Annotated in this window: 17 protein-coding genes and 6 pseudogenes; 13 read left to right on the top strand and 10 right to left on the bottom strand. The window is 55.7% G+C overall.

Annotated features, from left to right (window positions below; all coding sequences use genetic code 11):
• Nucleotides 1-71: 71 nt before the first annotated feature.
• Nucleotides 72-1,192 (top strand): IS3-like element ISSen4 family transposase gene (locus OGY71_RS13120; protein WP_136754148.1). Its coding sequence is split into 2 segments (ribosomal slippage): nucleotides 72-330 and nucleotides 330-1,192, totalling 1,122 coding nucleotides; the frame shifts between segments, so codons are not numbered across the junction.
• A gap of 76 nt (nucleotides 1,193-1,268) precedes the next feature.
• Nucleotides 1,269-1,496: a FlxA-like family protein gene (locus OGY71_RS13125; protein ID WP_286556556.1), complete on the top strand. Its 228-nt coding sequence runs from the start codon at nucleotides 1,269-1,271 to the stop codon at nucleotides 1,494-1,496.
• Nucleotides 1,497-1,787: 291 nt separating this feature from the next.
• On the opposite strand, the gene merR is transcribed toward OGY71_RS13125, so the two are convergent.
• Complete coding sequence (gene merR / locus OGY71_RS13130; protein ID WP_001166628.1) at nucleotides 1,788-2,243, bottom strand: mercury resistance transcriptional regulator MerR; 456 nt, start codon at nucleotides 2,241-2,243, stop codon at nucleotides 1,788-1,790.
• A gap of 71 nt (nucleotides 2,244-2,314) precedes the next feature.
• Between merR and merT the strand changes: the two genes are divergently transcribed.
• The 10 genes and pseudogenes from merT to OGY71_RS13180 all read left to right on the top strand — a co-directional run.
• The gene (gene merT, locus OGY71_RS13135) at nucleotides 2,315-2,710 is read left to right on the top strand and encodes a mercuric ion transporter MerT (RefSeq protein ID WP_001294653.1); all 396 of its coding nucleotides are present in this window, start codon (nucleotides 2,315-2,317) and stop codon (nucleotides 2,708-2,710) included.
• A 15-nt stretch (nucleotides 2,711-2,725) separates the two neighbouring features.
• Nucleotides 2,726-3,001: a mercury resistance system periplasmic binding protein MerP gene (gene merP / locus OGY71_RS13140; protein WP_000732275.1), complete on the top strand. Its 276-nt coding sequence runs from the start codon at nucleotides 2,726-2,728 to the stop codon at nucleotides 2,999-3,001.
• A gap of 27 nt (nucleotides 3,002-3,028) precedes the next feature.
• Nucleotides 3,029-3,454, top strand: a complete 426-nt coding sequence (gene merC / locus OGY71_RS13145; RefSeq protein WP_000522996.1) for an organomercurial transporter MerC — start codon at nucleotides 3,029-3,031, stop codon at nucleotides 3,452-3,454.
• Nucleotides 3,455-3,492: 38 nt separating this feature from the next.
• On the top strand, nucleotides 3,493-5,178 hold the full coding sequence (gene merA / locus OGY71_RS13150; protein WP_000209296.1) for a mercury(II) reductase: 1,686 nt from the start codon (nucleotides 3,493-3,495) through the stop codon (nucleotides 5,176-5,178).
• 17 nt (nucleotides 5,179-5,195) lie between these two features.
• Entirely contained in the window at nucleotides 5,196-5,561 is a 366-nt protein-coding gene (merD, locus tag OGY71_RS13155) for a mercury resistance co-regulator MerD (protein WP_001277466.1), read from the top strand.
• Complete coding sequence (gene merE / locus OGY71_RS13160; protein WP_001087807.1) at nucleotides 5,558-5,794, top strand: broad-spectrum mercury transporter MerE; 237 nt, start codon at nucleotides 5,558-5,560, stop codon at nucleotides 5,792-5,794. The genes merD and merE overlap by 4 nt, the downstream gene beginning before the upstream one ends.
• A gap of 65 nt (nucleotides 5,795-5,859) precedes the next feature.
• Complete coding sequence (locus tag OGY71_RS13165; protein WP_000993245.1) at nucleotides 5,860-6,072, top strand: DUF3330 domain-containing protein; 213 nt, start codon at nucleotides 5,860-5,862, stop codon at nucleotides 6,070-6,072.
• Nucleotides 6,073-6,201: 129 nt separating this feature from the next.
• Complete coding sequence (locus OGY71_RS13170) at nucleotides 6,202-6,759, top strand: recombinase family protein (protein ID WP_001162012.1); 558 nt, start codon at nucleotides 6,202-6,204, stop codon at nucleotides 6,757-6,759.
• A gap of 2 nt (nucleotides 6,760-6,761) precedes the next feature.
• Nucleotides 6,762-9,734 carry a Tn3 family transposase gene (locus tag OGY71_RS13175; protein ID WP_286613393.1) on the top strand — a complete coding sequence of 991 codons (2,973 nt, stop codon included), beginning with the start codon at nucleotides 6,762-6,764 and terminating at the stop codon, nucleotides 9,732-9,734.
• 34 nt (nucleotides 9,735-9,768) lie between these two features.
• A pseudogene (locus OGY71_RS13180) lies at nucleotides 9,769-10,113 on the top strand (cytoplasmic protein); the annotation flags it as partial.
• 274 nt (nucleotides 10,114-10,387) lie between these two features.
• On the opposite strand, the gene OGY71_RS13185 reads toward OGY71_RS13180, so the two are convergent.
• From OGY71_RS13185 to relB, 4 genes and pseudogenes are all read right to left on the bottom strand, one after another.
• Complete coding sequence (locus OGY71_RS13185) at nucleotides 10,388-10,510, bottom strand: type I toxin-antitoxin system Hok family toxin (RefSeq protein WP_224776414.1); 123 nt, start codon at nucleotides 10,508-10,510, stop codon at nucleotides 10,388-10,390.
• Nucleotides 10,455-10,583, bottom strand: a pseudogene (locus tag OGY71_RS23190) (DUF5431 family protein); the annotation flags it as partial. The pseudogene OGY71_RS23190 and the gene OGY71_RS13185, both read right to left, overlap by 56 nt.
• 33 nt (nucleotides 10,584-10,616) lie before the next feature.
• Nucleotides 10,617-10,904 carry a type II toxin-antitoxin system mRNA interferase RelE gene (gene relE / locus OGY71_RS13190; protein WP_000323025.1) on the bottom strand — a complete coding sequence of 96 codons (288 nt, stop codon included), beginning with the start codon at nucleotides 10,902-10,904 and terminating at the stop codon, nucleotides 10,617-10,619.
• Nucleotides 10,904-11,143 carry a type II toxin-antitoxin system antitoxin RelB gene (gene relB, locus OGY71_RS13195; protein WP_000534858.1) on the bottom strand — a complete coding sequence of 80 codons (240 nt, stop codon included), beginning with the start codon at nucleotides 11,141-11,143 and terminating at the stop codon, nucleotides 10,904-10,906. The genes relE and relB overlap by 1 nt, the downstream gene beginning before the upstream one ends.
• A gap of 24 nt (nucleotides 11,144-11,167) precedes the next feature.
• Between relB and OGY71_RS13200 the strand changes: the two are divergent.
• Nucleotides 11,168-11,287 (top strand): annotated as a pseudogene (locus tag OGY71_RS13200) (hypothetical protein); the annotation flags it as partial.
• Nucleotides 11,288-11,490: 203 nt separating this feature from the next.
• Here OGY71_RS13200 and yegR read toward each other — a convergent pair.
• The 5 genes and pseudogenes from yegR to OGY71_RS13225 form a co-directional block, all read right to left on the bottom strand.
• Complete coding sequence (gene yegR / locus OGY71_RS13205; RefSeq protein WP_004197483.1) at nucleotides 11,491-11,811, bottom strand: lipoprotein YegR; 321 nt, start codon at nucleotides 11,809-11,811, stop codon at nucleotides 11,491-11,493.
• A 67-nt stretch (nucleotides 11,812-11,878) separates the two neighbouring features.
• Nucleotides 11,879-12,376, bottom strand: a pseudogene (locus OGY71_RS13210) (IS3 family transposase); the annotation flags it as partial.
• Between the two features lie 80 nt (nucleotides 12,377-12,456).
• Nucleotides 12,457-13,965 carry a group II intron reverse transcriptase/maturase gene (ltrA, locus tag OGY71_RS13215; protein ID WP_001189109.1) on the bottom strand — a complete coding sequence of 503 codons (1,509 nt, stop codon included), beginning with the start codon at nucleotides 13,963-13,965 and terminating at the stop codon, nucleotides 12,457-12,459.
• 672 nt (nucleotides 13,966-14,637) lie between these two features.
• A pseudogene (locus OGY71_RS13220) lies at nucleotides 14,638-15,323 on the bottom strand (IS3 family transposase); the annotation flags it as partial.
• A gap of 853 nt (nucleotides 15,324-16,176) precedes the next feature.
• Nucleotides 16,177-16,727: pseudogene (locus OGY71_RS13225) on the bottom strand (IS1 family transposase); the annotation flags it as partial.

Consider the following 16,727-nt stretch of genomic DNA (forward strand, 5'->3'; position numbering starts at 1 on the left):
TGACCTGCTCCCCGTTGATTAGTACACCCCGATGTTAGTAATGTCTTCATAAGCCACATGAGGACATCCCCATGAAGAAGCGTTTTTCCGACGAACAGATCATCAGTATTCTCCGCGAAGCCGAAGCTGGGGTACCCGCCCGTGAACTCTGCCGCAAGCATGCCATTTCCGATGCCACGTTTTACACCTGGCGTAAGAAGTATGGCGGTATGGAGGTGCCTGAAGTTAAGCGCCTGAAGTCGCTTGAGGAAGAGAACACCAGACTCAAGAAGCTGCTTGCCGAAGCCATGCTGGATAAAGAGGCGCTTCAGGTGGCTCTTGGGCGAAAGTACTGACGACAGACCAGAAGCGGGAAACCGTGATGTTGATGTGTGATGCGACCGGTCTGTCGCAACGTCGTGCCTGCAGGCTTACAGGTTTATCCCTGTCGACCTGCCGCTATGAGGCTCACCGTCCGGCTGCTGATGCGCATTTATCAGGGCGCATCATTGAGCTGGCACTGGAGCGCAGGCGTTTTGGCTACCGTCGTATTTGGCAGTTGCTGCGCCGTGAAGGGCTTCATGTTAATCATAAGCGCGTGTACCGGCTTTATCACCTCAGTGGCCTGGGCGTAAAACGCAGAAGACGTCGTAAAGGGCTGGCAACAGAACGTCTGCCGCTGCTCCGTCCGGCGGCGCCCAATCTGACCTGGTCGATGGATTTCGTCATGGACGCACTTTCCACCGGTCGCAGGATCAAGTGTCTTACCTGCGTCGATGATTTCACAAAGGAATGCCTGACGGTCACTGTTGCCTTTGGGATTTCAGGCGTTCAGGTCACGCGTATTCTGGACAGCATTGCACTGTTTCGAGGCTATCCGGCGACGATAAGAACTGACCAGGGGCCGGAGTTCACTTGCCGTGCACTGGATCAATGGGCCTTTGAGCATGGTGTTGAGTTGCGCTTAATCCAGCCGGGCAAGCCAACGCAGAACGGATTTATTGAGAGCTTTAACGGACGATTTCGCGATGAATGTTTGAATGAGCACTGGTTCAGCGATATCGTTCATGCCAGGAAAATTATTAATGACTGGCGGCAGGATTATAACGAATGCCGCCCGCACTCCACGCTGAATTATCAGACACCGTCTGAATTTGCAGCGGGCTGGAGAAAGGGTCATTCTGAGAATGAAGATTCCGACGTTACTAACTGAGTGTTGTATCTAATCGTGGGGGCAGGTCAGTTCAGCTAATAGTGAATCATCTCAGATATCACAAATTTTAAAGAAGATACAGTCACTTACAGAAAAACTTGGTAAGGTGTCGTCAGAAGATGGTATGACAACAGATCAGAAGAAAGAGATGGTGGCTATCATACAAAAGCAAATTCAAAGTTTGTCTGCTCAATTACAACAGTTACTAAAACAGCAGGCTGAGAAGCAGGACAAGGAAACGCAGACTCAGTCAGGTAAAAGGGAAGATAAGAACCTCGAAAATACTATTGATGTTTATGTATGAATAGGTATTCCGGTGTGGACAACCCTCACAACCGTTGAATAATTTTGGCCTCGTGACGAGGCCTATTCAAAGGTCTCCGGACAGACGTCACCGAGATGACCGTGGCGCCGGACCCTTTAAATCATTCAATTAATAACCTTACTTGTAGAGGTTCTCTCACTTAACATGTTCCTAGCCTAGCGGGGACAAATGCGATAGCAGTTGCTCGTTGATCTTCATCCCTTTACGCTTCAGGGCATCGACCGCTCTTTCCATATAGGGGTCGTCTCAGAATTCGGAAAATAAAGCACGCTAAGGCGTAGTCACCCCGTGACTCCCCCGCGCCGATGCAGCGAGCTTCGTTCCGTCTTGCAGTGACGCAATCAGCGGGCAGGAAACGTTCCCTTTCCGCGCATGGCAGGCGCACACCAGTTCAGACAGCACGGCCTCCATGCGTGCCAAGTCGGCCATCTTCTCGCGCACATCCTTGAGCTTGTGCTCGGCCAGGCCGCTGGCTTCCTCGCAATGGGTGCCATCCTCCAGCCGCAGTAGCTCGGCGATTTCGTCCAGGCTAAAGCCCAGCCGCTGGGCCGATTTCACGAACCGCACTCGTGTTACATCCGCCTCGCCATAGCGGCGAATGCTGCCATAGGGCTTGTCTGGCTCCGGCAGCAGGCCCTTGCGCTGGTAGAACCGGATGGTCTCCACATTGACCCCGGCCGCCTTGGCAAAAACGCCAATGGTCAGATTCTCAAAATTAATTTGCATATCGCTTGACTCCGTACATAACTACGGAAGTAAGCTTAAGCTATCCAAACCAAATTTGAAAGGACAAGCGTATGTCTGAACCACAAAAGTCTGAACCACAAAAGTCTGAACCACAAAAGTCTGAACCACAAAACGGGCGCGGCGCGCTCTTCGCCGGTGGGCTGGCCGCCATTCTTGCGTCGGCCTGCTGCCTGGGGCCGCTGGTTTTGATCGCCTTGGGGTTCAGCGGGGCATGGATCGGCAACCTGACGGTGCTGGAACCCTATCGCCCGATCTTCATCGGCGCAGCGCTGGTCGCGCTGTTTTTCGCCTGGCGGCGCATCTACCGCCCGGCGCAAGCCTGCAAACCGGGTGAGGTCTGCGCGATTCCCCAAGTGCGAGCTACTTACAAGCTCATTTTCTGGATCGTGGCCGCGCTGGTCCTGGTCTCGCTCGGATTTCCCTACGTCATGCCATTTTTCTATTAATCACAGGAGTTCATCATGAAAAAACTGTTTGCCGCCCTCGCCCTCGCTGCCGTTGTTGCCCCCGTGTGGGCCGCCACCCAGACCGTCACGCTGTCCGTGCCTGGCATGACCTGCGCCTCTTGCCCGATCACTGTCAAGCACGCGCTTTCCAAGGTTGAGGGCGTGAGCAAGACCGACGTAAGTTTCGACAAGCGCCAGGCCGTCGTCACCTTCGACGATGCCAAGACCAACGTCCAGAAGTTGACCAAGGCGACCGAGGACGCGGGCTATCCGTCCAGCCTCAAACGCTGATCCGTTAACCGAACTCGGGAGCGACACATGGGACTCATCACGCGCATCGCTGGCAAAACCGGCGCGCTCGGCAGCGTCGTTTCCGCGATGGGCTGCGCCGCCTGTTTTCCTGCCATCGCCAGCTTTGGCGCGGCCATCGGACTGGGCTTCTTGAGCCAGTACGAGGGGCTATTCATTGGCATCCTGCTGCCGATGTTCGCCGGCATCGCGTTACTCGCCAATGCTATCGCTTGGCTCAATCATCGACAGTGGCGACGCACGGCGCTCGGCACGATAGGCCCGATCTTGGTGCTGGCAGCGGTGTTTTTAATGCGGGCTTACGGCTGGCAGAGCGGTGGACTGCTCTATGTCGGCCTGGCCTTGATGGTTGGGGTGTCGGTCTGGGATTTCATCTCGCCAGCACATCGCCGCTGCGGGCCGGACAGCTGTGAATTGCCAGAACAACGTGGCTGACGGCAACAGCCGTAGCCACCACAGAAAAGGAAAAATACATGACCACCCTGAAAATCACCGGGATGACCTGCGACTCGTGCGCGGCTCACGTCAAGGAAGCCTTGGAGAAAGTGCCCGGCGTGCAATCGGCGCTGGTGTCCTATCCGAAGGGCACAGCGCAACTCGCCATTGAGGCGGGCACGTCATCGGATGCGCTGACTACCGCCGTGGCCGGACTGGGCTACGAGGCAACGCTTGCCGATGCGCCACCGACGGACAACCGCGCCGGCCTGCTCGACAAGATGCGCGGCTGGATAGGGGCCGCTGATAAGCCCAGTGGCAACGAACGCCCGTTGCAGGTCGTCGTCATTGGTAGCGGTGGAGCCGCGATGGCGGCAGCACTGAAGGCCGTCGAGCAAGGCGCGCAGGTCACGCTGATTGAGCGCGGCACCATCGGCGGCACCTGCGTCAACGTCGGTTGTGTGCCGTCCAAGATCATGATCCGCGCCGCCCACATCGCCCATCTGCGCCGGGAAAGCCCATTCGACGGCGGCATGCCACCCACACCGCCGACGATCTTGCGCGAGCGGCTGCTGGCCCAGCAGCAGGCCCGTGTCGAAGAACTCCGTCATGCCAAGTACGAAGGCATCCTGGACGGCAATTCAGCCATCACCGTTCTGCACGGTGAAGCGCGTTTCAAGGACGACCAGAGCCTTATCGTTAGTTTGAACGAGGGTGGCGAGCGCGTCGTGATGTTCGACCGCTGCCTGGTCGCCACGGGTGCCAGCCCGGCGGTCCCGCCGATTCCGGGCTTGAAAGAGTCACCCTACTGGACTTCCACCGAGGCCCTGGCGAGCGACACCATTCCCGAACGCCTTGCCGTAATCGGCTCGTCGGTGGTGGCGCTGGAGCTGGCGCAAGCCTTTGCCCGGCTGGGCAGCAAGGTCACGGCCCTGGCGCGCAATACCTTGTTCTTCCGTGAAGACCCGGCCATCGGCGAGGCGGTGACAGCCGCTTTCCGTGCCGAGGGCATCGAGGTGCTGGAGCACACGCAAGCCAGCCAGGTCGCCCATATGGACGGTGAATTCGTGCTGACCACCACGCACGGTGAATTGCGCGCCGACAAGCTGCTGGTCGCCACCGGCCGGACACCGAACACGCGCAGCCTGGCATTGGAAGCGGCGGGGGTAGCCGTCAATGCGCAGGGGGCCATCGTCATCGACAAGGGCATGCGCACCAGTAGCCCGAACATCTACGCGGCCGGCGACTGCACCGACCAGCCGCAGTTCGTCTATGTGGCGGCAGCGGCCGGCACTCGTGCGGCGATCAACATGACTGGCGGCGATGCGGCCCTGGACCTGACCGCAATGCCGGCCGTGGTGTTCACCGACCCGCAGGTCGCCACCGTGGGCTACAGCGAGGCGGAAGCACATCACGACGGGATCGAGACCGACAGTCGCCTGCTAACACTGGATAACGTGCCGCGTGCGCTTGCCAACTTCGACACACGCGGCTTCATCAAGCTGGTCATCGAGGAAGGTAGCGGACGGCTCATCGGCGTGCAAGCGGTGGCCCCGGAAGCGGGTGAACTGATCCAGACGGCGGTGCTCGCCATTCGCAACCGTATGACCGTGCAGGAACTGGCCGACCAATTGTTCCCCTACCTGACCATGGTCGAAGGGCTGAAGCTCGCGGCGCAGACCTTCAGCAAGGACGTGAAGCAGCTTTCGTGCTGCGCCGGATGAGGAAAAGGAGGTGTTCAATGAGCGCCTACACAGTGTCCCGGCTGGCCCTTGATGCCGGGGTGAGCGTGCATATCGTGCGCGACTACCTGCTGCGCGGATTGCTACGGCCGGTCGCGTACACCACGGGCGGCTACGGCTTGTTCGATGACACCGCGTTGCAACGGCTGCGCTTTGTACGGGCTGCCTTCGAAGCGGGTATCGGCCTGGACGCACTGGCGCGGCTGTGCCGGGCGCTGGATGCTGCGGACGGTGACGGTGCGTCTGCGCAGCTTGCCGTGTTGCGGCAACTCGTCGAGCGTCGGCGCGAGGCCCTGGCCAGCCTCGAAATGCAACTGGCCGCCATGCCAACCGAACCGGCACAGCACGCGGAGAGTCTGCCATGAACAGCCCAGAGCACTTGCCGTCTGAGACGCACAAACCGATCACCGGCTACTTGTGGGGCGCGCTGGCCGTGCTCACCTGTCCCTGCCATTTGCCGATTCTCGCCATTGTGCTAGCCGGCACGACGGCCGGCGCGTTCATCGGGGAGCACTGGGGTATTGCAGCCCTCACGCTGACCGGCTTGTTTGTCCTGTCTGTGACGCGGCTGCTGCGGGCCTTCAAGGGAAGATCATGACCGCTTCCCAGCCAGCCGAGAGTGGGCAGCTTTGAGCTTCGCTACCAATCTGGAGGAGTACCACCATGAACGCAAACGCCCCGAACACTGCCAGTTGCACCACCTGCTGCGTATGCTGCAAAGAAATTCCGCTCGATGCCGCCTTCACCCCGGAAGGCGCGGAATACGTCGAACATTTCTGCGGGCTGGATTGCTATGAACGCTTCCAGGCACGCGCCAAGGCCGCGACAGAATCTGACATTGCGCCTGTCCCTGGCGGTTCGCAGCCGTCAGATTGAGGCATACCCTAACTTGATGTCAGATGCCATGTGCAAACGATGTCAGAATAGAGTTAAATTTCCTATTGATTGACATATTCCGTCAAAGGTAATAGATTTCATCCTGACACTTTTGCCTTTGGAGGCATCTTGCAAGGTCAACGCATCGGCTATGTCCGCGTCAGCAGCTTCGACCAGAACCCGGAACGGCAATTGGAGGGTGTTCAGGTGGCGCGGGTGTTCACCGACAAGGCTTCTGGCAAGGACACCCAGCGTCCCGAGCTGGAAAGGCTGCTGGCCTTCGTCCGCGAGGGCGACACCGTGGTGGTGCATAGCATGGACAGGCTGGCACGCAACCTTGATGACCTGCGCCGCATCGTCCAAGGGCTGACACAACGGGGCGTGCGCATGGAGTTCGTCAAAGAAGGGCTGAAGTTCACCGGCGAGGACTCACCGATGGCCAATCTGATGCTGTCGGTCATGGGAGCCTTCGCTGAGTTCGAGCGCGCCCTGATCCGCGAACGTCAGCGCGAGGGAATCGTGCTGGCCAAGCAGCGCGGTGCCTACCGGGGACGAAAGAAATCGCTGAACAGCGAACAAATTGCCGAGTTGAAACGGCGAGTTGCGGCAGGCGACCAAAAAACCTTGGTGGCCCGTGACTTCGGCATCAGCCGCGAAACCTTGTACCAGTACCTGCGGGAAGACTGACCATGCCACGCCGCTCAATCCTGTCCGCCACCGAGCGCGGAAGCCTGCTGGCACTGCCAGATGCCAAAGACGAACTGATACGGCACTACACGTTCAACGAAACCGACCTGTCGGTGATCCGTCAGCGTCGCGGCGCCGCGAATCGATTGGGCTTCGCTGTGCAGCTTTGCTACTTGCGATTCCCTGGCACCTTTTTGGGCGTCGATGAGCCTCCGTTTCCGCCCCTGTTGCGCATGGTGGCCGCGCAACTCAAGATGCCAGTGCAAAGTTGGAGCGAGTACGGCCAGCGCGAACAGACACGGCGGGAGCACTTGGTCGAGCTGCAAACGGTTTTTGGGTTCAAGCCCTTCACCATGAGCCACTATCGGCAAGCCGTGCATACATTGACCGAGCTGGCCTTGCAGACCGACAAAGGCATCGTGCTGGCGAGCGCACTTGTCGAGAATCTGCGGCGGCAGAGCATTATCCTGCCCGCCATGAATGCCATCGAGCGCGCAAGCGCCGAGGCCATCACCCGTGCCAACCGACGCATTTACGCGGCGCTGACCGATTCTTTGTTATCACCCCACCGTCAGCGCCTGGACGAACTTCTCAAGCGCAAGGACGGCAGTAAAGTGACGTGGCTGGCATGGCTGCGCCAGTCGCCTGCCAAACCGAACTCTCGCCACATGCTCGAACATATTGAGCGCCTGAAATCCTGGCAAGCACTTGATCTGCCCGCAGGCATCGAGCGGCAGGTTCACCAGAACCGCCTGCTCAAAATCGCTCGTGAAGGTGGCCAGATGACGCCTGCTGATCTGGCAAAGTTCGAGGTGCAACGACGCTATGCCACGCTGGTAGCGCTGGCCATCGAAGGCATGGCCACCGTCACCGATGAAATCATCGACCTTCACGATCGCATCATCGGCAAGCTGTTCAACGCGGCCAAGAACAAGCATCAGCAGCAGTTCCAGGCTTCCGGCAAGGCGATCAACGACAAGGTGCGGATGTATGGGCGCATCGGTCAAGCGTTGATTGAGGCCAAGCAAAGCGGCAGCGATCCGTTCGCCGCCATCGAGGCCGTTATGCCCTGGGACACCTTCGCCGCCAGCGTCACCGAAGCGCAAACATTGGCGCGGCCTGCCGACTTTGATTTCCTGCACCACATCGGTGAAAGCTATGCCACGCTACGCCGCTACGCGCCGCAGTTCCTGGGCGTGCTCAAATTGCGGGCTGCGCCCGCCGCCAAGGGTGTGCTCGATGCCATCGACATGCTGCGCGGCATGAACAGCGACAGCGCGCGCAAGGTGCCCGCCGATGCGCCAACCGCATTCATCAAGCCGCGCTGGGCAAAGCTGGTTCTGACCGACGACGGCATCGACCGGCGTTACTACGAGTTATGCGCCCTGTCGGAGCTGAAGAACGCGCTGCGCTCCGGTGATGTCTGGGTGCAGGGTTCTCGCCAGTTCAAGGACTTCGACGAATACCTGGTGCCGGTCGAGAAGTTCGCCACTTTGAAGCTGGCCAGCGAATTGCCGCTGGCAGTGGCCACCGACTGCGACCAATACCTGCATGACCGGTTGGAATTGTTGGAGGCGCAACTCGCCACAGTCAACCGCATGGCTGCGGCCAACGACTTACCGGATGCCATCATCACCACCGCGTCAGGCCTGAAGATCACGCCGCTGGACGCGGCAGTACCAGACGCCGCGCAAGCCATGATCGACCAGACAGCTATGCTGCTGCCGCACCTCAAAATCACCGAGTTGCTGATGGAGGTCGATGAATGGACGGGCTTCACCCGCCACTTCACACACCTGAAGACCAGCGACACGGCCAAGGACAAAACCTTGCTGTTGACGACGATCCTGGCCGACGCGATCAACCTGGGTCTGACCAAAATGGCCGAGTCCTGCCCTGGCACCACCTACGCCAAGCTGTCTTGGCTGCAAGCCTGGCACATCCGCGATGAAACCTATTCGACGGCGCTGGCCGAGCTGGTGAATGCGCAGTTTCGGCAACCCTTCGCCGGCAACTGGGGTGACGGCACCACGTCATCGTCGGACGGCCAGAACTTCAGAACCGGCAGCAAAGCAGAAAGCACTGGTCATATCAACCCGAAGTATGGAAGCAGTCCAGGACGGACTTTCTACACCCATATCTCCGACCAGTACGCGCCCTTCAGTGCCAAGGTGGTCAACGTGGGCATTCGTGATTCAACTTACGTGCTTGATGGCCTGCTGTACCACGAGTCGGACTTGCGCATCGAGGAACACTACACCGACACGGCAGGCTTCACCGATCACGTGTTTGGCTTGATGCATTTGCTGGGATTTCGCTTCGCGCCGCGTATCCGTGACTTGGGCGAAACCAAGCTATTCATCCCCAAGGGCGATGCCGCCTATGACGCGCTCAAGCCGATGATTAGCAGCGACAGGCTGAACATCAAGCAAATACGCGCCCATTGGGATGAAATTCTGCGGCTGGCCACCTCCATCAAGCAAGGCACGGTAACGGCTTCGCTGATGCTGCGCAAACTCGGCAGCTACCCGCGCCAGAACGGCTTGGCCGTGGCGTTGCGCGAGCTGGGGCGCATCGAGCGCACGCTGTTCATTTTGGATTGGCTGCAAAGCGTGGAGCTGCGCCGCCGCGTCCATGCGGGGCTGAATAAGGGCGAGGCGCGCAACGCGCTGGCCAGGGCGGTCTTCTTCTACCGATTGGGTGAAATCCGCGACCGCAGTTTTGAGCAGCAGCGCTACCGGGCCAGCGGCCTCAATCTGGTGACGGCGGCCATCGTGTTGTGGAACACGGTATATCTGGAGCGTGCCACCAGTGCTTTGCGTGGCAACGGCACGGCGCTGGACGACACATTGTTGCAATATCTGTCGCCGCTGGGGTGGGAGCACATCAACCTGACCGGCGATTACCTATGGCGCAGCAGCGCCAAGGTCGGTGCGGGGAAGTTTAGGCCATTGCGACCGCTGCCACCGGCTTAGCGTGCTTTATTTTCCGTTTTCTGAGACGACCCCTGCACGTCTCAGCGCAGCAGTTAAACGCTATAAAACGTACCGGATGCTGAGTTTTATTTTTCAAATCGCAGACGACATCGATCTGGATTTAACTCCACTGATTGTAAAGCGTCTTTGCATGCGTCTTTTCGGACGTTCGGGCAGTCAGGACATCATCGTCAGCATTTTTGGCCAGAAAGGTCGCCAGCATCGCAGCAGAGACAACACCCCTGCCATCCTTGATGAAATTGCCGCCCGCTACCGTCTTGCTGCACATTCCTGCCAGGCTTCAACGCTCAGTGATATTGAAAGTGTGAAAAAGAATTATCAGGCAGGCATCCGTTCAGCACGGAACAGGGAAAAATAACCTTCCCATATTAATGCTAATGGATGCGTACAGTAGCATTAATATGTAATTCAGAGGTAATACATGAAGGGAAGAGAGCGGGCGCGCCGGAGGCGCTGCCGCCCTGCCCCGTTCCCCTGGAGGGAACCTTCCTTTCTGGTTGTTCATGCGTGCGGTCGCACCAGAAGTGGAAAAAGGGGCTGCCAGCGAACCGGCAACCCCTTCATAAAGGCGCTTCAGGCATGTCAGACATCATCAGTTCCTGAATGGCGGGGGATTCCCCCGCCGGGGTTAGCTACTTAGCGGATTCGTAAGCCATAAAAGCCGCCACCTCCCTGTTCGTGTCCCTGTAGCGAATTTCGCAGAGCGATTTCCGGGTCAGGTAAGTGAATATCAGCAGTGTGAGACACACTATCAATACACACCAGAGCAGGGTGTTTCGCGGCAGTTTCATAGCTTACTTCTCTGTCAACGCAAAGCAGAAGTGTCACCTTCGGTGCGAAACAGAGATGTCATGCTTTGGTTCAGAGAATGCGTTTGACCGCCTCGCTATATACTTCCGAGCGTTCTCTTTTCCCAACAGAAATCACGAAAACGACAACTTTCTCGTCTATAACCTGGTATACAAGGCGATAGCCTGAAGACCGGAGCTTAATCTTGTAACAATCAGGCATACCACGGAGCTTGTTTGCTTCAATCCGGGGTGACTCAAGTACTTCAACCAGCTTCTTTTTCAACTGTTCACGTACCGTCGAGCCCAGCTTTCGCCATTCCTTTAGTGCCCGCTCGTCAAAATCCAGAAAATACGCCATCAGAGTTCATCCAGCGTCACACGTACTGGCTTAGGATTACGAAGTCGTTCTTTCACTATCTCCACAAGTTCAGCATCTTCATCACTCAGGAGTGTCTGTTTGAACGGCAAGCGTTCATTGTCAGCGATATACTCGAGCATGAGACGAAGCGCTTCAGAAGGAGTTACGCCCATTTTTTCAAGCGCGGCGTAAGAACGCGCTTTAAGTTCATCGTCAATACGCAGGTTAATGCTACCCATGTCTTACACCCCTTGTAATTACAAATGTCATTACAAGTATCGCACTACAACATGCTTAGGGCAAGTCACGAAGTAAGTCAGAAAGTAGTCGTAAGAACGGTGATCACTGTCCGCTTTGTGCCAGGAACGGACGTTACTACTAGCTCAAGCAAACCGCTCCTTAGCCCTTAATGAAGAATGGAGGTATTGGTATAAATAGGTGAATATCGGAATATCTCCAACAGGGAAAGGGACGTTTTTAGGGGATAACTATATTATCACCTAGTGGCCGTAAGAATATGCGCAGAGAGAACATATTTCACAACAGCCACCTTAGTTTTATGAAAAATCATAAACCGTAGGAATATTTAAACGCATTTAAACGTCAGGCGAGCAACGCCATTAACAAGTAAGTGTGTATCAATATCAGTTCTGACTTCTTTCATAGATTTATTTTGTACCCTACAGAAATCAGAAGCCTTTTTTGTTGCAGTGCCAATAGCGCCTCGTATACGACCTGCAGCAGGAGCAGCTTCTACCTCAGTGAGGTAGTTCCCATTATCCAGTTTTTTGACATCGGACTGATATGTCAGACCCAGGCCTTGAAACTGTGTTTTATCATTTTGCACAGAGCAACCGCTTAGAAAAGTACCAATTAAAATGGTGGTGGCAATTACTAATGTTTTCATGTAAAGAACAATCCTTATGTATTTGGTTGTTGAATCGCCATGGGTTTAACAGACACCTCAGAATCATTTATGGACTACCCCCACAACAGTGGACAAATTCTGTCCTCACGACGGAGGCCTGTTCGAAGGCCTCCGGACTGACGCCACCGAGATGACTGTGGCGCCGGGCCCGGTTGTAGAACACTTCAATGTAATCGAAGATATCCGCCCGGGCCAGATCCCGGGTTTTGTATATTCTCTTCCTGATACGTTCTTTTTTCAGTGAACTGAAGAACGATTCGGCCACCGCATTATCCCAGCAATTGCCACGCCGGCTCATACTCGGAGCCAGGTTATTGGCCCGGCAGAAGCGCTGCCAGTCGTCACTGCCATACTGGCTACCTTGATCGCTATTTACGATGACCTCGCCGTCCGGTTTTCGCCGCCAGACCGCCATCATCAGTGCATCCAGCGCCAGTTCGCGTGAGAGAGTGGGCTTCATCGACCAGCCCACCACGTTACGGGCGAAGAGCTCGATAACCACCGCCAGATACAGCCAGCCCTGCCAGGTGCGGAGTAGAGTAAGAGGCAGGGCGTAGTCGGACTATTTCCCTGCCTCTCCTCCCCGAACCGGACGTGCACCTTTCAGCGCATCCGGCTCTCCATTTAAATGCTGGCGAACGCCATTGCCACTTCTGTAAAGCGCGATGTATACGTGTTTCTGGTCTCCGTCCTCAGATAGGGATTACCTTCGGGTAGCCGCCAGCGGAACAGCTTCTTGCCTTGCCCCACCAACCGGTACAGTATTTCGCCGCTGAGCTTGCCGTGATTGGTTTTACCAAATAAAACCCACGTTTTGCTCTGACCCGGTTTCGGTGATTTACACCACCACCTCATCAGGGAAGCGATACCTGTACGGTATTTGCGGGCCAGCCAGTGAGCCAGCTTCCAGAACACGACACGGTCGATATAACTGAAGACTTTGGCCTTAAAATCAACGAACTTATAGAACATGGCCCAGCCTTTCAGTTTTCGGTTGAGTTGTTCAGCCATATCGACTTTGCTTTCACTGTAGTTGCCTGATAACAGTGCTGTCAGCGATGCGGCGAAGTTTCTGGCTTTCTCCTGCGGGATCGTTGAGACCACTCGCATCTCGCCATAACGACTGCGTTTGCGAATGATCCTGTGCCCCAGAAAGATAAAGCCGTCATTAACATGGGTGATTTTAGTCTTATCCATGTTCAGCCTGAGTTTCAGACTGCCTTCGAGCACACCCCGACACTCCTCCCTGATGGCTTCCGCCTGTGCTTTGGTGCCTTTGACGATGAGGACAAAATCATCGGCATAGCGGCAGTACGCCACCGCGGGTTTCCACTGCCAGTTTTCTCTGACCGCCGTACTTCGGCCCCGTTGGATACTGTTATTCCAGTACCACCGATCTTTTCTGGCTTTCCCGCTCAGGTAGCGCTCATGCAGGTATTGATCGAACTCATTCAGCATGATGTTCGATAATAGCGGCGATATAACACCGCCCTGTGGCACACCTTCACTGGCCGCCCGAAAGAGACCGACATCGATATGTCCCGCCTTGATGGTTTTCCACAGCAGAGTCATGAAACGTGCGTCACTGATCCTGCGGCGTACAGCCTTCATCAGCAGTCGATGATGTACGGTGTCGAAGTAACTGGACAGGTCGCCTTCAATCACCCAGCGTCCCCGGGTTTCACCGCAGTCTGTGAGCTGTAATTTCACCGTGCGGATCGCGTGGTGGACACTGCGCTCAGGCCGGAAGCCATATGAGAGCGTATGAAAATCACTCTCCCATATCGGCTCCATCGCCATCAGCATGGCCCGCTGAACAATACGATCCCGCAACGCGGGGATACCCAGTGGTCGCAGTTTGCCGTTGCTTTTAGGGATGTAAACCCGTCTGGCGGGCAAGGGCTGGTAGTGGCCTGAGAGTAATTCATCCCTGAGGATTTGCAGCTCAACAGCCAGTCTGGCCTGTAGCATTGTTTTGTTCACGCCATCAACGCCGGGGGTATGCGCCCCCTTTGATGAAAGCGTGATCCGCGCCGCTTCAGCCAGCCATTCTGGTTGTGTTATCAGACGCAGCAGCCGTTGAATCCGTAGGGACGGATCGGTGGCTGCCCATGTGGCAAGCTTGCGTTGCATTTCGCTGATTATCAAAGGTCTTCACCTCGTTAGGTCAGTTAATTCACGTCGCAAACACATTCAAACTGCTTCCCTTCGCCATGTAATGGGCTTTCCCCATCGCGGACTACTACGGAAGCTCCGCCAGCCAGCGCGTCATCGGAGCCATGCCCCCTTAACATCCGTCGCTGACCTTCCCCGGTTTACCTGCCTGGAGTCAGGCATACTGAGGAGGCTGCCCGTCGCACTCTTTATCCTTGCTTGCCGCAAGTTGGCAGAAGTCAGCAACGCAAGCGTGATAGACGCTGCTGCCCCGGTGTTTCGCATACATGTCAAAACACCTTCGACCGGCAGTGCTTACGTATCACTGCCAGTTCCTCCTGCACGGCCTGTCAGATCACGTAGGCCGTGGTGACGTTTTCAACCCACAGAGGCGGATTAACGGGTTCATGTTCTTCAGCCTTTCAGTACTTAACCTTGAGGATCATCTCGGCTTAGTGATCTCGCCTCAATCCCCGTTGTCAGCGGGTTACATCACCCTGCGGGCATGCCGCAGGTCACTGCCGCTCAGGTTCTCCACCGTCACACCCGGTGGGATTGTTGGGGTTCTCATCGTGAGTTACCGGTTCAATATTCCAGACAGACTCGCGGTTCATTTAAGCATCCATGCCCGCCCTGAACTCCGGGCACACTATAAGTAATGTCGGTGACCCAGACCTGATTGGCCCGGACAACAGTAAACTGCCGCTGCACGCGATTAGGGGCAACCACTGAAGGTCTGCCAGCGATACGACGCGGCGCTTTATAGCCGCGCACGGCTTTAATCCGGTTCAGTTGCATAATACGGCCCACCCGGTTTTTACCGCAGGTTTCCCCGATTTCGTTCAGGTCGCCATGAACCCGCCGGTAACCGTATACGCCTCCGCTCAGTGAATAGGAGTCACGGATAAGCGTCAGCAGACGCTGATTATCTTTATCACGTGCCGAGACCGGGTTATGCAGCCACGCGTAGAACCCGGCCCGGGCGACATCTAGTACCCGACACATTGTCATCACACCCCATACAGTGCGGTGCTCATTGATAAAGCGGTACTTCAGTCGGGCTCCCTTGCAAAGTACCGCGCGGCCTTTTTCAGGATATCCCGTTCTTCTTCGGTACGTTTTAGCTGTGCCCGTAGTTTCAGGATCTCGCTTTTGGCTTCCAGTAAATCCCGGGCATGCTGCTCGCTGTTATCCGGTTTGATAGCCCGTAGCCACTTGTAGAGGCTGTGGGCAGAAACGCCCAGACGGTCAGATACTTCGGCAACGGAATAACCGCGTTCCGTTATCTGTCGGACGGCTTCTTCCTTAAATTCAGGTGTAAATCGTGGTGTGCCCATATGCTCCCCCTATGCTCAAACTATAGGGCAGGATCGTCTACCGGGGTGGGGTCAGTCCAACTATAGGGCAGATTTGTCTACGGGCTCGGGGGCACTCCACACCTTTAATCAGGTGGCCAAATTTACTGTGCCACTACAGTCGAACAATCACATAGAGCGATAAAATCAGACACTTCAGGACAGATTCATCCAAGAAACCGCCTCAAAGACATCAGCAGTGTCGAGGGCGTCAATTCCTTGCTGGATATTCTTATATCGGATTCCAATCGGTCGCTTAACAGACCAGTATAATTCTTGAAAGGCTTGTATTTTCCAAACGTGGAAATCCGAAAAGGTTTAGATGATATCAAGTCCAGCCCGGAATCTCAGTGAGATAAAAGGATATGATTGTCTGATACCTGATACTGACCATTTCACGGACAGAAACTGAGTAACAGTTCATATAGACAATTCCTTAACAAAAATGAGGCATATTTACCCCCTTATTTGTCGTTTCGTTCATGACAATAGACGCTATCCTACTGGAACCCTGACGTACACAGAACCAGGATACTATTATTCGACCATTTTTCCCCCGTGAGGAATGGTCTTTTTTTCATTAACTTGCCATTACCCCGATGAATTTGAAGCCCAGAATACCGGTGCATTAAGTCCTAAAAATAACGATTACCTACACATACCTCACATTTGTTACATTGCACAACAATTAAGCAACGTGGCTATCTGAACCATAAGCTGGTATGATATTTGCACACTGATGAATACATAACATCAGACAGTTTATTGAAGCGGTCCGGGGGATGTCGCCGGACCGCTTTTTTTATTTGAAGGTATTATTGGTAATGACTCTAACTTACTGATAGTGTTTTATGTTCAGATAATGCCCGATGACCTTGTCATGCAGCTCCACCGATTTTGAGAACGACAGTGACTTCCGTCCCAGCCTTGCCAGATGTTGTCTCAGATTCAGGTTATGTCACTCAATGCGCTGAGTGTAACGCTTGCTGATAACGTGCAGCTTTCCCTTCAGGCGGGGTTCATACAGCGGCCAGCCATCCGTCACCCATACCACGACCTCAAAGGCCGACAGCAGGCTCAGAAGACGCTCCAGTGTGGCCAGAGTGCGTTCACCGAAGACGTGCGCCACAACCGTCCTCCGTATCCTGTCATACGCGTAAAACAGCCAGCGCTGACGTGATTTAGCACCGACGTAGCCCCACTGTTCGTCCATTTCAGCGCAGACAATCACATCACTGCCCGGTTGTATGCGCGAGGTTACCGACTGCGGCCTGAGTTTTTTAAGTGACGTAAAACCGTGTTGAGGCCAACGCCCATAATGCGTGCACTGGCGCGACATCCGACGCCATTCATGGCCATATCAATGATTTTCTGGTGCGTACCGGG

Source organism: Citrobacter sp. Cpo109, from assembly GCF_030332565.1.
Taxonomy (GTDB): Bacteria; Pseudomonadota; Gammaproteobacteria; order Enterobacterales; family Enterobacteriaceae; genus Citrobacter; species Citrobacter portucalensis.